This is a genomic window from Streptomyces sp. CC224B, assembly GCF_030010595.1.
Classification (GTDB): domain Bacteria; phylum Actinomycetota; class Actinomycetes; order Streptomycetales; family Streptomycetaceae; genus Streptomyces; species Streptomyces longispororuber.
The window spans coordinates 21,005-34,635 of record NZ_JASCXL010000025.1; the positions used below are offsets into that span (position 1 = coordinate 21,005).

The following is a 13,631-nucleotide window of genomic DNA, read 5'->3' on the forward strand; positions in this document are numbered from 1 at the left end:
CGGCGGCCATGGAATCGAAACCGCCGCTTTACGGCTACTTATGCGGTGGGCCGCATATACCTGCGACGGGTCATCCTACGGCCGTACCGAACAGGCTGCCCAGGGCGTACGTCACACCCGCCGCGGCCCCGCCGAGCGCGAGCTGCCGCAGACCGCTGAACCACCACGAGCGCGCGGTCACCTTGGCGACCACCGCGCCGCAGGCGAACAGGCCGAGCAGCGCGAGCAGCACGGCGGGCCACAGGGCGCTCGCGCCGAGCAGGTACGGCGCGACGGGGAGCAGCGCGCCGAGCGCGAACGAGCCGAAGGAGGAGACCGCGGCCACGGCCGGCGAGGGCAGGTCGCCCGGGTCGATGCCCAGCTCCTCGCGCGCGTGGATCTCCAGGGCCTGCTCGGGGTCCGCCGAGAGCTGCCGCGCCACCTCCCGGGCCAGGGCGGGCTCGACGCCGCGGGACACGTACAGGGCGGCCAGCTCCCGCTCCTCGTCCTTGGGGTGCTTGCGCAACTCCCGGCGTTCGATGTCCAGTTCGGCCTGGACCAGCTCGCGCTGCGAGGCGACGGAGGTGTACTCGCCCGCGGCCATGGAGAACGCGCCGGCCGCGAGTCCGGCGAGCCCGGTGATGACGATGGTCTGGTGCGCCACGGAGCCGCCCGCGACACCGGTCATCAGGGCGAGGTTGGAGACGAGTCCGTCCATGGCCCCGAAGACGGCCGGGCGCAGCCAGCCACCGTTCACGTCACGGTGCGTGTGGTTGTCGCGGTGCGCCTCGTGCAGCGCGGCCTCGGTCTCGATGATCGCCATGGCGAGCCCCCTCGGTGGTCGGAAATCCCGGTAGCGATCTCGAAAGTACGCGCGAAAAATCGCGCTCGCCAGCAAGGAAGGCCGTACTTACCTGCGAAAACGCACCTGCGGCGAGGGCCCGGGAAGCCGGGTGCGCCGGGGCCCGCGCACGGCCCGGCAAGCCCCGCGCGCCGGGTTCCGCGGCGGCCCCGACGGGCTCGCGACCATGCCAACGGAGTGACACTGAGCAACCACATGCTCACCTGAGTGGCGCGGCGTGGCAGGGATGTGCAGGACAGCCACGGCACTGCGAACGGCAGTCGGCGCGATGGGAGGCACGGCATGGCGTCCGTCGCCTGCGTTCCCCCGGCCCCGGCGCCCGACGGCGCGGGCGGCCCGCGCGAGCGGGCCCGCGGGGCGATGCTCGGCCTCGCCGTCGGCGACGCCCTCGGCGCGCCCGCGGAGAACCTGAAGCCGTCGGAGATCCGCCGCCGTTGGGGCCGGATCACCGGGTACGTCGTCGAGCACCCCGCGGGCACCGACGACACCGAGTACGCGATCTTCTCGGGCCTGCTGCTCGCCCGCCACGGGTCGGCGCTCACCGTCTCCCACGTCGAGGCGGCCTGGCACGAGTGGATCGCCGACCTGGACGAAGGCCCGTTCCGGGGTGCGGGGTTCAGCGAGCGCGGCACCCTGGAGAACCTCCGCCGCGGCCTGGCCGCACCCATCTCGGCCCAGCACCGGCACGCCTGGAGCGACGGCCTGGCCATGCGCGCCGCCCCGTTCGGCGTCTTCGCCGCGGGCCACCCGGCCGAGGCGGCCCGCCTGGTCGCGGTCGACGGCACCGTCAGCCACGACGGCGAGGGCATCTACGGCGGCCAGGCCGTCGCGGCGGGCGTCGCGGCGGCGATGGCCGGGGCCCCCGTGGCGACGGTGGTCGCGGCCGCCCTCGCCGTCGTCCCGTACGACTCCTGGACCTCCCGCTCCCTGCGCCGGGCCGTCGCCGCCGCGCACCGGGGCGAGCGCGCGGTCCGCTCGGCGGTCGTCGTCGGCGGCTACCCCTGGACGGACCTGGCGCCGGAGGCGGTGGGGCTGGCCTTCGGCGCGTACGCGGCCGCCGGGGGCGACTTCGCGACGGCGGTCCTCATGGCGGTGAACATGGGCCGCGACGCCGACACCACGGCGGCGGTGGCCGGCGCCCTGGCCGGCGCCACCTGCGGCGCCACCGCGATCCCCCCGGAGTGGACCCGCCCCCTCGGCCCGGCCCGCGGCACCTGCCTCCCCACCATGAGAGGCCACCACGTCCTGGACATCGCGGACCTGCTGACACCGGACGGGGAAGGCGCACAGGTCCCGGTCCCGTCCGCGGCGCATCGTCCCGCAGAAGCGCTCCTGGCTGTGGGCCATCGTCCCGCGGGGCGAACGGGGCCTCCCCTCGTACGGAGCCGAGAGCTCGGGGAAGGGTGGGCACAGCCCGAGGTGCCGAGCGACGGTGCACCATGGCCGAGCCCAGCAAGCGCCCCGGGGCGCAGCCCTGTAGGCCTGGACCGGGCCCAGGTCGAAGGGCTCCTGCTCGGCCTCGCCGCGGGCGACGCCGCCGGCTGGCCCGCGGCCCGCCACCGGGCGGCCCGCATGCCCGACTGGACCCGCCGCCTCACCCGCGAGCTGGACACCTTCGCCGAGCACAACGCCACCACCACCCTCCCCGTCCCCATCGCCCTCAACCAGCCCCCGGAACCCCTGCGCCTCGGCCCCTCGGACGACGCCGAGTGGGCCGCCTTCACCGCCGAGTCCGTCCTGACCGCCGCGGACGGCACCCTCGACCCGGCCCTCGGCCGGGACCGCCGCACCCGCGCCGCCCTCGCCGTGTCCTGGCACACCCTGGCCGCCGAGATCGCCGCCGCCGCGGCCCGCGCGCCGGAGGTGGAGTCCGCTGTCCTCCCCCTGCGCGCCCGGATCTCCGTCCGCGCGGGCCTCGGCAACCTGGCCGCCGGCCTCGCCCCGCCCGCCACCGGCCACGACAACCCGCACTACTTCGACGACGCCGCGTGCGTACGCGCCTGCGTCCTCGCCCTGGTCCACCCCGGCGACCCCGAACGCGCCGCCGCCCTCGCGGAGTTCGACGCCCGCTACACCCAGGACGGCGACGGCGTGCACGGGGCCCGCGCCATGGCCGCGGCGGTCGCGGCCGCGCTCGGCGGGGCCGGTCCCGACGACGCCGTGGACACCGCCCTCGGCCAGTTGCCCGAGCACACCGAGATCGGCCGCAACGCCCGCCACGCGGTGAAGCTGGCCCGTGCCTGCGCGCCCGCGCCCGACGCCACGTTCGCGCTCGTCCCGCTCCTGGAGCACGAGATCGTCGACCACGTCTACAGCTACGGCATCGCGGCGGCCGAGACCGTCCCGGTGGCCCTCGCCCTGGCGGCCGCGGCCCGCGGCCGGGTGCGCGAGGCGGTGCCCGCCGCCGCGTGCCTGTCGCGCGTCGCGGACTCCGCGCCCGCCCTCGCCGGCGCCCTCACCGGCGTGCTCGGCACGGCCGCCGCGCTCCCCGACACCTGGCGCGCGTCCTGCCGCACCCTCTCCGGCTGCGCCCTGCCGCGCCTGGCGGGCACCGACCTGGTGGAGCTCGCCGCACACCTGACCCGAACGACCTGACCCCAGGAGGGCGAACCGGACATGCACGCACCGCCCAGGACGCCGTTGGAGGACCGCGTCACCGGCAGCCTCGTCGGCGCGGCCGTCGGCGACGCGCTCGGCGGGCCCGTGGAGGGCTACTCCCCCGAGCAGATCACCGACCGCCACGGCGGCCACGTCCACGGCATCGTCGGCCCCTGGCACGGCGACGCGTGGCGCACGGCCCGCCCCGTCGCCCCGTACCACAAGGGCGACGGCCACGTCACCGACGACACCCTGATGACGCACGCGCTGGTCCGCGTCTACACCGCCGTCCGCGACCACCTGGACGCGTACGCGATCGCCGACCACCTGGTCCCCGACCTGATGACGACGCCCCGCTGGATCCCGGAGCTGGAGGCCGAGGCGCTGCCCCTGCACCGGATCTTCCTCGCCGAGAAGTGGCTCGTGGCGCGGTTGCACCACGGCCACGTCGACCCGCGCGAGGCGGGCACGGGCAACATCGTCAACTGCGGCGCGGCGATGTACATGGCACCGGTCGGCCTGGTCAACGCCGGGCACCCCGAGGCCGCGTACGCCGAGGCCCTGGACGTCGCGGGCGCGCACCAGTCGTCGTACGGGCGTGAGGCGGCGGGCGTCTTCGCGGCGGCGGTCGCGGCGGCCTGCGCGCCCGGCGCCACCCCCCGGTCCGTGGTCGACACGTGCCTGCGCCTGGCGAAGGACGGCACGCGGGCGGCCATCGAGGCGGTGGCCGAGGCGGCGGGCGGGCACCGCACCTTCGAGACGGCGCTGCGGCCGCTGCGCGCCGCCGTCGCCCCGTTCGACACCGTCGGCCCCGACTACCGCGCCCCGTCCCTCGGCGCCCGCCGCCCCTCCCGGCTGCACGCCGTGGAGGAGCTCCCCGTCGCGCTCGGCATGGTGCTGGTCGGCGACGGCGACTACCGCGCCACGGTGCTCGGTTCGGTGAACTACGGCCGCGACTGCGACTCGATCGCCACGATGAGCGGCGCGATCGCGGGCGCGCTTGGCGGTGCGGCCGCCGTCCCGCCCGACTGGGCGAAGCGGGTGGCCGAGGCCAGCCGCCTGGACCTGCACGCCCCGGCCCGCGCCCTGACCGCGGTGGCCGAGGAGGTCTTCGCCGCGGACCGGGCCCGCCGCCGCGCCCACGAGCGGGCCTTCACGGCCCTGACGGACGGACCCGCGTGATGCGCCTGACCTGGCTCCAGCCCGAGGACCTCCTCGCCCACGAACTCCACCAGGCCGAGCAGGAGGGCCGGGACGTCACCGCGGTACGAGCCCGCTGGCTGGCCGCGGGCGGCCCGCCCGACCCCCCGCGCACAGGCGCCTCCCCGACCCCGGCGCCACCTCGCCTCCGCGCCCTGGCCGAACACCTCCTGGACGAGCTCGACGAGGGTGTTCCAGCCCGTCCGGTGTTCGAGGACGAGGCGTGGAGCGCCGATGAAGGGGGCCCGGGGGCAAAGCCCCCGGTTTCGGGAAGGGGCGGGCGTGGGGAGCCCCCGGCAGGCCACCGCCCCCGCGTCCACGCCGCCTGGCTGGGACGCGCCGCGGGCTGCCTCCTCGGCAAGCCCGTGGAGAAGCTCCCCCTGCGCGGCATCCGCGCCCTCGCCCGGGCCACCGGCAACTGGCCCCTGCGGACCTGGTTCAGCGCCGAGGGCCTCCCCCCGGCCCTGGCGCAGGCCTACCCCTGGAACCGCCGCTCGGCCGCCACGTCGCTCGCCGAGAACATCGACGGCATGCCGGAGGACGACGACCTCAACTACCCCCTGCTCAACCTGCTGTTGCTGCAACGCCACGGCCCCTCCTTCACCACCGCGGACGTCGCCGCCCTCTGGCTGGAGGAACTGCCCGCGGCCCGTACGTTCACCGCCGAGCGGGTCGCGTACCGCAACCTCCTCAACGGCGTCGCCCCGCACCGCTCGGCCCGCCACCGCAACCCGTTCCGCGAGTGGATCGGCGCCCTGATCCGCGCCGACGTCCACGGCTGGACGAACCCCGGCGACCCCGCGGCGGCGGCCGCGCAGGCCCGCAGGGACGCCTGTCTGACTCACACCGGCAACGGCGTGTACGGCGCGATGTTCGCGGCGGCCACGATCGCGGAGGCCGCGGCCGGCGGCGGCGACGTCCACCACTGCCTGGCCACCGGCCTGACCGTGGTGCCGACCGACTCGCGGCTGGCGCGAGCCGTCCGGCACGGCATCCGTCTCGCCCGTACGACCCGCGACTTCGACACCGTGGCCGACCGGCTGCACGCCGCGTACGGCGGTCACCACTGGGTGCACGTCGTGCCCAACGCGGCCCTGCTCGCGGCCGCCCTCACGCACGCCGACGGCGACTTCACCGGCTCGATCACCCGCGTGGTCGCCGGCGGCTGGGACACGGACTCCAACGGCGCGACGGCCGGTTCGATCGCGGGCCTGCTGGCCGGCCACCCGGACGCCCTCCCGGCCCGCTGGACGGCACCGCTGAAGAACCGCCTCGCCACGTCCGTCGCCACCTTCGACGGCATCGGCTTCGACGAACTGGCGGACCTCACCACCGAGCTGACGTACCACCACCCACCGCAGGAGGCACCTCGCCGATGACCCCCCACATCGTCGTCATGGGCAGCACCACCATGGACCTGGTCGCGTACGTGCCGCGGGCGCCGCGGCCCGGCGAGACCGTCACCGGCCGCGAGTTCCGCGCCTTCCCCGGCGGCAGGGGCGCCGACCAGGCCGTCGCCGCCGCCCGCGCGGGCGCCACCGTCTCGATGATCGGCGCCGTCGGCACCGACGGCTTCGGCACGCGGCTCCGCTCCGCACTCGAGCACTCCGGCGTGGACACCGATCTGCTGCGCACCGTGGAGGGCGCGAGCGGCACCGCGCACATCGTCGTCGACGACGAGGGCGGCACCGCGATCGTCGCCGTGCCCGGCGCGAACGCCGCCCTGACCGGCCTGACCCACGGCGACGAGGCCCTCATCACCTGCGCCGACCTGCTCCTCCTGCAACTGGAGACCCCCCTCGACGGCGTCCTCGCCGCCGCCCGGCACGCCCGCGACCACGGTGTACGCACCGTCCTCACCCCGGCGCCCGCCCAGCCCCTGCCCCCCGAACTCCTCGCCGCCGTCGACCTGTTGGTGCCCAACGCGCACGAGGCGGCCGCCCTCACCGGCGCCGCCGACCCGCGCACCGCGGCCCACAAGCTCCTCGACCAGGTGCCCGACGTGGTCATCACCCTCGGCGCCGAGGGCAGCCTGTACGCGACGCGCGGCGCCGAGCCGGTCACCGTGCCCGCGCCCCGGGTCACGGCCGTGGACACCACGGGCGCGGGCGACACGTTCGTCGGCGCGCTCGCGACGGCCCTCGGCGAGGGCCGCCCCCTGCCGTCCGCGCTGGCCTGGGCGTCCTCGGCCGCCGCCCTCTCCGTGGGGCGGCCCGGCGCGGCGTCCTCCATGCCGTACCGCACGGAGATCGACGCCGAAGCGGGGGCCCGCGCGTGAGGCCGCTGGAGGGGCTGCGCGTCCTGGACCTCGCCACCCTCTTCGCGGGCCCCCTCGCCGCCACCCTGCTCGGCGACTTCGGCGCGGACGTCGTCAAGGTCGAGCACCCCCGGCGCCCCGACCCGTCCCGCGGCCACGGCCCCGCCAAGGACGGCGTCGGCCTGTGGTGGAAGCTGCTCGGCCGCAACAAGCGCACCATGACGCTGGACCTGTCCACGCCCGGCGGCCGGACCACCCTGCTGCGCCTGGCCGCCGACACGGACGTGATCGTCGAGAACTTCCGCCCCGGCACCCTGGAGAAGTGGGACCTCGGCTGGGACGAGCTGAGCGCCGCCAACCCGCGCCTGGTCCTGGCCCGCGTCACGGGCTTCGGCCAGTTCGGGCCGTACGCCCGCCGCCCCGGCTTCGGCACGCTCGCCGAGGCGATGAGCGGCTTCGCGGCGGTGACCGGCGAGCCCGACGGACCGCCCACGCTGCCGCCCTTCGGGCTCGCGGACTCCATCGCGGGCCTGACCACGGCGTACGCGGTCCTCACGGCGCTCGCGGCGCGCGACCGCACCGGCCGGGGCCAGGTCGTCGACATGGCCATCATCGAACCGATCCTCACGGTCCTCGGCCCCCAGCCCCTCTGGTACGACCAGCTGGGCCACGTACAGCCGCGTACCGGCAACCGCTCCACGAACAACGCGCCCCGCAACACCTACCGCACGGCCGACGGCCGCTGGGTCGCCGTGTCCACGTCGGCCCAGTCGGTCGCGGAGCGCGTCATGCGCCTGGTCGGCCGCCCGGAGCTGACCGCCGAGCCCTGGTTCGCCACCGGCGGCGGGCGCGCGGCGCACGCCGACGTCCTGGACGAGGCGGTCGGCGCCTGGATCGGGCGCCGCACCCGCGCCGAGGTCGTCGAGGCCTTCGAGAAGGCGGAGGCGGCGGTGGCCCCGGTGCAGGACGTGGTGGACGTCATGGCGGACCCGCAGTACAGGGCCCTGGACACGATCACCACGGTCCCCGACCCCGAGCTGGGCCCGCTGCGCATGCAGAACGTCCTGTTCCGCCTCTCCGAGACGCCCGGCGCGATCCGCTGGGCGGGCCGCCCGCACGGCGCCGACACCGACGAGATCCTCACCGGCATCGGCCTGACGGACGCCGAGATCGACGCGCTGCGCACGGCGGGCGCCGTATGAGACCGTGCCCGCTGACCTGGCTGTACGTTCCCGGCGACCGCCCTGATGTGGTGGCGAAGGCGCTGGTGGCGGGGGCGGACGTGGTGATCGTGGACCTGGAGGACGCGGTGGCGCCCGACCGCAAGGCGTACGCCCGCGCGGCCACCGCCGAGCTGCTCGCCGAGCCGCGGCCGGTGCCGGTCCACGTCCGCGTGAACGCCCTCGGCACGTCCCTGTCCGACGCCGACCTGGAGGCGCTGGCCCCGCTCCCCGGTCTCGCCGGGCTGCGGCTGCCCAAGGTCACCTCACCGGCGGACGTGGTCCGCACCGCCGAGCGGGCCGCTCCCCGCGAGGGCGGGGCGCCCGCCCTGTACGCGCTGCTCGAATCGGCCCTCGGCGTGGAGCGGGCCTTCGCCGTCGCGACCGCCCACCCGGCGCTGCGCGGTCTGTCCCTCGGCGAGGCCGACCTCCGTGCCGACCTCGGCGTCCGGGACGAGACGGGCCTCGACTGGTGCCGCTCGCGGGTGGTCGTGGCGGCCCGGGCGGCCGGGCTGCCGCCGCCCGCGCAGTCGGTCCACCCCGACGTCCGCGACACCGACGGCCTGGCCGCCTCCTGCGCCCGCGGCCGGGCCCTGGGCTTCCTGGGCCGCGCGGCCATCCACCCGCGGCAGTTGCCGGTGATCGAGCGCGCCTACCTGCCGACCCCGCAGGAGGTCGAACAGGCGCAGGCGGTCATCGAGGCGGCGGCCAGGCACCAGGGCGCACAAGCCCTCGCCGACGGCCGCTTCGTGGACCGGGCGGTGGTGGAGGAGGCCCACAGAACACTGGCACTGTCCCGCCGGGCGCTGTAGTACGCACTTCCCCCGGCAGGCTGGAACACCGCCTACCCGCGGGCCGGGCTTTCTTCCCGCCGCGACGGCGAGCAACCACGACGCGACGACCCCGGCCGCCACACCCCTCAACGACCGCCACTCCCCGCGACCGCCCTGCGCTCATCTCCGCCGCGACGGCGAGCAACCGCAGGACGACGACCCCGGCGGTGCCGAACCCGCCTCAGCCCTTGGACGCGGACTCCGCCCCACCATCGGAAGCGGCCTTCTCCAGCGAGGTGCCTTCCCCGGCGGGGGCACCCTCGCCAGAAACCACACCCTCGCCAGGCACAGCGTCCTCACCGGCCGAGGCGTCCTTCTCCAGCGAGGCCTTCTTCCCGGCGGAGCCGTCCGAGGGCCCACCCTCGGCCCCACCCCCGTCACCGCTGAGGGCGCCCCCGCCAGGAACAGGCTCGACGACCTCCTCGCGCCCCGGCCGCGTCCGCGCCGAGAGCACCAGGTAGACCACCGCGAGCACGAGGACCGCGAGCGCCGTCCAGTTGTTCAGCCGCAGACCGAGGAACTCGTGCGCGTCGTCGACGCGCATGTACTCGATCCAGAAGCGCCCGACACAGTACGAGGCGACGTACAGCGCGAAGGCCCGCCCGTGGCCCAGCCTGAAGCGCCGGTCCGCCCAGATGACGAGGGCCGCGACGCCGAGGCACCACAGCGACTCGTACAGGAACGTCGGGTGGTACGTGCCGGGGATGCGGCCGTCGTCGGAGCTGGTGATCTTCAGCGCCCAGGGGACGTCGGTCTCCCTGCCGTACAGCTCCTGGTTGAACCAGTTGCCCCAGCGGCCGATCGCCTGGGCCAGGGCGATGCCCGGCGCCAGCGCGTCAGCCCAGGCGGGCAGCGGGATGCCGCGCCGGCGGCAGCCGATCCAGGCGCCGACCGCGCCGAAGGCGATGGCCCCCCAGATGCCGAGCCCGCCCTCCCAGATCTTGAAGGCGTCCACCCAGTCACGGCCGTCACCGAAGTAGAGCTGGTAGTCCGTGATGACGTGGTAGAGGCGGCCGCCGACCAGGCCGAACGGCACCGCCCACACGGAGATGTCGGCCACCGTGCCGGGCCGGCCGCCGCGCGCGATCCAGCGCTTGTTGCCGAGCCACACGGCGACGAACACACCGGCGATGATGCACAACGCGTAGCCGCGCAGCGGAAACGAGCCGAGCTCGATGGCTCCGCGCGAGGGGCTGGGGATGTAGGCAAGTTCCATGGCAGGGTCGACGCTACCCTGCCGGGCCGGGGCGACGGCAACCAACCCCGCAACGGGTCCATAACAGGGGCCCGGCGGCGGGTCAAGATCCGCCCGCCGCGCGGGACCCGGTCAGCCGTTCGCCTTCTCCACGGCGGCCTTGAGCTTGGCGGGCGTCAGCGGGTTCTTCTGGTCCGCGAAGATGTCCTTGCCGTCGAGCAGGACCGTCGGGGTGCCGCGCAGCTTGGCGGCCTCGAAGGCCTTGTCGGACTTGGCGACCCAGCTGTTGTGCGTGCCGTCGCGCACGCACTTCTCGAAGGCGGCGCCGTCGAGGCCGTCGACCTTGCCCGCGAGCTCGACCAGCTTGTCCTGGTCCGCAAAGACGTCGTCGGTCTCCTCGGGCTGGTTCTGGAACAGCACGTCGTGGTACGGCGCGAACTTGCCCGCGTCCTGGGAGCAGGCGGCGGCGTTGGCGGCGCGCAGGGAGCCGGAGCCGCCCATGTTGTCGTCGATGAGGGTCGCGAGGTGGTAGTCGACCTTGAGCTGGCCCTTCTTGGTGAGGTCGTTGACCGTGGCGCGGTAGGCGTCCTCGAACTGCTTGCACGCCGGGCAGCGGAAGTCCTCCCAGACGGTGAGGGTGGACCGGGCGCTGTCCTCGCCGACCCGGATCGCCAGGCCGTCCTTGCCCGCGGCGCCCTCGGGGGTGACGACCGGGCCCGAGGTGTCCTTCTTCTTGTCGTCGTCCCCGGCGTTCGCCGCCAGCAGGCCGCCGACCGCGGCCAGGGCGAGCACGCCGACGACGGCGGCGCTCACCAGAAGCGTCCGCCGCCGCCTCTCACTCGCCTTCTGCCGCTCACGCTCGACTGCAAGGCGTTCCCGGGCCGTGCGCTTACCGTCAGGGTTGTTCTCGCTCATACCGGACCAAACGAACCGGGGAGGTGCGAGCGCGCCTCCCCGGTCCAGGTCCACCCGTACGAGCTACCGCGTGTTCGCAGCGCCCGTTCGTACGCCCCGCGCCAGTTCGCCGGCGAGGGTCCGCACCGCGTCCAGGCCCGCGGCCTCGTCCGGCGCGTCGAGCATCCGCCGGACGAACGCCGAACCGACGATGACGCCGTCGGCGAAGCTCGCGACCTCGGCGGCCTGGTCGGCGTCGGAGACGCCGAGGCCGACGCAGACCGGCAGGTCGGTGGTGGCGCGGGTGCGCTCCACCAGGGTCCGCGCCTGGGCGCCCACGGACGCGCGGGTGCCGGTGACGCCCATCAGCGAGGCGGCGTACACGAAGCCGGAGCCCGCCGCCGTGATCGTCGCGAGCCGCTCGTCCTTGCTGCTCGGCGCGACGACGAAGACGGTGGCCAGGTCGTGCTTGGCCGCGTGCTCGCGCCACAGGGCGGACTCCTGCACGGGCAGGTCGGGCAGGATGCAGCCCGCGCCGCCCGCCGCGGCGAGCTCGGCGGTGAACCGCTCCACGCCGTAGCGGTCGACGGGGTTCCAGTACGTCATGACGAGCACCGGCTTGCCGGTGGCCGCGTGGGCCTCGCGCACCGTGCGGAGCACGTCGGCGATCTTCACGCCGCCGCGCAGGGCGATGTCGTCGGCGGTCTGGATGACGGGGCCGTCGAGGACGGGGTCGCTGTGCGGCAGGCCCACCTCCACGATATCGGCGCCGCCGTCGAAGACGGCCTTGACGGCCTCGATGCCGCCGTCGACGGTCGGGAACCCCGCGGGCAGGTACGCGATGAGCGCGGCCCGGCCCTCGGCCCTGGCGGCGGCGATGGTGTCGGTCAGCAGGCGGATCCGCCCGCCCGTGGCTGCGGTCGCGGTCACTTGGCGTCCCCCTCGATCTCGGCGGTGCCGGAGGCGTCCTCGGCGACCTCGGCGTCGGTGTCGTACAGCCCGAAGTAGCGGGCGGCCGTGTCCATGTCCTTGTCGCCGCGCCCGGAGAGGTTGACGACGAGCAGGCCGTCTTCGCCCAGCTCCCGGCCGACCTCCAGGGCGCCGGCCAGCGCGTGGGCGCTCTCGATGGCCGGGATGATGCCCTCGGTGCGCGACAGCAGGCGCAGGGCCTCCATGGCGGCGTCGTCGGTGACGGCGCGGTACTCGCCCCGGCCGCTGTCCTTGAGGTGGGCGTGCTCGGGCCCGATGCCGGGGTAGTCGAGCCCGGCCGAGATGGAGTACGGCTCGGTGATCTGCCCCTCCTCGTCCTGGAGGACGTAGGAGCGGGAGCCGTGCAGGATGCCGGGCTCGCCGGCGGTGAGCGTGGCGGCGTGCTCGCCGGTCTCCACGCCGTGCCCGGCGGGCTCGCAGCCGATGAGCCGGACGCCGGTGTCCGGGATGAAGGCGTGGAAGAGGCCGATGGCGTTGGAGCCGCCGCCGACGCAGGCGATGGCGGCGTCGGGCAGCCGCCCGGCGCGCTCCACGATCTGCCGCCGCGCCTCCACGCCGATGACGCGGTGGAAGTCGCGGACCATGGCCGGGAAGGGGTGCGGCCCGGCGACGGTCCCGAACAGGTAGTGGGTGTGGTCGACGTTGGCGACCCAGTCGCGGAAGGCCTCGTTGATGGCGTCCTTCAGCGTGCGGGAGCCGGACTTCACGGCGATGACCTCGGCGCCGAGCATGCGCATGCGGGCGACGTTGAGGGCCTGGCGCAGCGTGTCGACCTCGCCCATGTAGATGGTGCAGTCGAGGCCGAAGAGCGCGCAGGCGGTGGCGGTGGCCACGCCGTGCTGGCCCGCGCCGGTCTCGGCGATGACGCGGGTCTTGCCCATGCGCCGGGTGAGCAGGGCCTGCCCCAGCACGTTGTTGATCTTGTGGGAGCCGGTGTGGTTGAGGTCCTCCCGCTTGAGGAAGACCCGGGCTCCCCCGGCGTGTGCGGCGAACCGGGGCACCTCGGTGAGGGCGCTGGGCCGTCCGGTGTAGTGCTTCAGGAGGTCGTCGAGCTCGCGCGCGAACGCGGGGTCGGCCTTGGCCTTCTCGTACTCGACGGCCACCTCGTCGACGGCCGCGACGAGGGCCTCCGGGATGAACGTGCCGCCGAACGCGCCGAAGTAGCCGTTGGCGTCGGGCGTGTGGCCCTCGGGGTCGGGGACGAAGAACTCGCTGGGCATCTGGACACCTCGTGTGTCTGCTCGGGCGAACGTGGTCATCGTCTGCGCGCCCGCGCACCGCCGCGGTCCCCCCGTCCGCCCGCCCGTCACCGCCCTGGGTCCAGGGGTGCACGGGGTACGGCCCCCGGGGTCGGCCGGGGGTCGGCGGAGCAGGAGAGCCGGCCGCGACGGCGGGCCGCCCCGGCGTACCGGTCCTGGCGTGCGGGACCGGTCGTGACGGGGTCAGGGGCGCGCGCCGCCCCGGCGCCATCGCATGCCGTTGACCTGTCCGGGCTCGTCCCCGATGACGTAGCGCACCCGCCGTCCGTGCACGCGCCGCGCGGGCGCCCGGCAGCCGCGGGGGCGGCAGCCGGGGGCGAGGCGGGCGGCGAGGGGCACGGCGG

Annotated in this window: 11 protein-coding genes and 2 pseudogenes; 7 read left to right on the forward strand and 6 right to left on the reverse strand. The window is 75.5% G+C overall.

All coding sequences use genetic code 11. The annotated features are described in order from the left end of the window. Nucleotides 1-70: 70 nt before the first annotated feature. A complete protein-coding gene (locus QK440_RS12615) occupies nucleotides 71-802 on the reverse strand; it encodes a VIT1/CCC1 transporter family protein (protein WP_190134347.1) in 732 nt (243 codons plus the stop codon). Nucleotides 803-1,201: 399 nt separating this feature from the next. Between QK440_RS12615 and QK440_RS12620 the strand changes: the two are divergent. From QK440_RS12620 to QK440_RS12650, 7 genes and pseudogenes are all read left to right on the forward strand, one after another. Next, a pseudogene (locus QK440_RS12620) lies at nucleotides 1,202-1,963 on the forward strand (ADP-ribosylglycohydrolase family protein); the annotation flags it as partial. A gap of 360 nt (nucleotides 1,964-2,323) precedes the next feature. After that, nucleotides 2,324-3,412: pseudogene (locus QK440_RS12625) on the forward strand (ADP-ribosylglycohydrolase family protein); the annotation flags it as partial. A gap of 45 nt (nucleotides 3,413-3,457) precedes the next feature. Next, the gene (locus tag QK440_RS12630) at nucleotides 3,458-4,621 is read left to right on the forward strand and encodes an ADP-ribosylglycohydrolase family protein (protein ID WP_282793152.1); all 1,164 of its coding nucleotides are present in this window, start codon (nucleotides 3,458-3,460) and stop codon (nucleotides 4,619-4,621) included. Further along, a complete protein-coding gene (locus QK440_RS12635; protein ID WP_282793153.1) occupies nucleotides 4,621-6,018 on the forward strand; it encodes an ADP-ribosylglycohydrolase family protein in 1,398 nt (465 codons plus the stop codon). The genes QK440_RS12630 and QK440_RS12635 overlap by 1 nt, the downstream gene beginning before the upstream one ends. Then, complete coding sequence (gene rbsK / locus QK440_RS12640) at nucleotides 6,015-6,917, forward strand: ribokinase (RefSeq protein WP_282793154.1); 903 nt, start codon at nucleotides 6,015-6,017, stop codon at nucleotides 6,915-6,917. The genes QK440_RS12635 and rbsK overlap by 4 nt, the downstream gene beginning before the upstream one ends. After that, entirely contained in the window at nucleotides 6,914-8,098 is a 1,185-nt protein-coding gene (locus tag QK440_RS12645; RefSeq protein WP_282793155.1) for a CoA transferase, read from the forward strand. Before rbsK ends, QK440_RS12645 begins: the two co-directional genes overlap by 4 nt. Then, nucleotides 8,095-8,928 (forward strand): CoA ester lyase, encoded by an 834-nt coding sequence (locus tag QK440_RS12650; RefSeq protein ID WP_282793156.1) that lies wholly within the window; start codon nucleotides 8,095-8,097, stop codon nucleotides 8,926-8,928. The genes QK440_RS12645 and QK440_RS12650 overlap by 4 nt, the downstream gene beginning before the upstream one ends. Nucleotides 8,929-9,130: 202 nt before the next feature. Here the strand turns inward: QK440_RS12650 and lgt are convergent, their stop codons facing one another. The 5 genes from lgt to QK440_RS12675 form a co-directional block, all read right to left on the reverse strand. Next, complete coding sequence (lgt, locus tag QK440_RS12655; protein WP_282793157.1) at nucleotides 9,131-10,165, reverse strand: prolipoprotein diacylglyceryl transferase; 1,035 nt, start codon at nucleotides 10,163-10,165, stop codon at nucleotides 9,131-9,133. A 111-nt stretch (nucleotides 10,166-10,276) separates the two neighbouring features. Further along, nucleotides 10,277-11,059 (reverse strand): thioredoxin domain-containing protein, encoded by a 783-nt coding sequence (locus QK440_RS12660; protein WP_282793158.1) that lies wholly within the window; start codon nucleotides 11,057-11,059, stop codon nucleotides 10,277-10,279. A 63-nt stretch (nucleotides 11,060-11,122) separates the two neighbouring features. Continuing rightward, nucleotides 11,123-11,968, reverse strand: a complete 846-nt coding sequence (gene trpA / locus QK440_RS12665) for a tryptophan synthase subunit alpha (RefSeq protein WP_282793159.1) — start codon at nucleotides 11,966-11,968, stop codon at nucleotides 11,123-11,125. Next, the gene (trpB, locus tag QK440_RS12670) at nucleotides 11,965-13,248 is read right to left on the reverse strand and encodes a tryptophan synthase subunit beta (protein WP_282793160.1); all 1,284 of its coding nucleotides are present in this window, start codon (nucleotides 13,246-13,248) and stop codon (nucleotides 11,965-11,967) included. Before trpB ends, trpA begins: the two co-directional genes overlap by 4 nt. 222 nt (nucleotides 13,249-13,470) lie before the next feature. After that, complete coding sequence (locus QK440_RS12675) at nucleotides 13,471-13,626, reverse strand: hypothetical protein (protein ID WP_282793161.1); 156 nt, start codon at nucleotides 13,624-13,626, stop codon at nucleotides 13,471-13,473. Nucleotides 13,627-13,631: the final 5 nt, after the last annotated feature.

Bases quoted from the DNA above. Each gene is read 5' to 3' on its own strand.
- QK440_RS12635 (WP_282793153.1), top strand. From the start codon at position 4,621: ATGCGCCTGACCTGGCTCCAGCCCGAGGACCTCCTCGCCCACGAACTC.
- QK440_RS12630 (WP_282793152.1), top strand. From the start codon at position 3,458: ATGCACGCACCGCCCAGGACGCCGTTGGAGGACCGCGTCACCGGCAGC.
- QK440_RS12650 (WP_282793156.1), top strand. From the start codon at position 8,095: ATGAGACCGTGCCCGCTGACCTGGCTGTACGTTCCCGGCGACCGCCCT.
- trpB (WP_282793160.1), bottom strand. From the start codon at position 13,248: ATGCCCAGCGAGTTCTTCGTCCCCGACCCCGAGGGCCACACGCCCGAC.
- rbsK (WP_282793154.1), top strand. From the start codon at position 6,015: ATGACCCCCCACATCGTCGTCATGGGCAGCACCACCATGGACCTGGTC.
- QK440_RS12660 (WP_282793158.1), bottom strand. From the start codon at position 11,059: ATGAGCGAGAACAACCCTGACGGTAAGCGCACGGCCCGGGAACGCCTT.
- QK440_RS12615 (WP_190134347.1), bottom strand. From the start codon at position 802: ATGGCGATCATCGAGACCGAGGCCGCGCTGCACGAGGCGCACCGCGAC.
- lgt (WP_282793157.1), bottom strand. From the start codon at position 10,165: ATGGAACTTGCCTACATCCCCAGCCCCTCGCGCGGAGCCATCGAGCTC.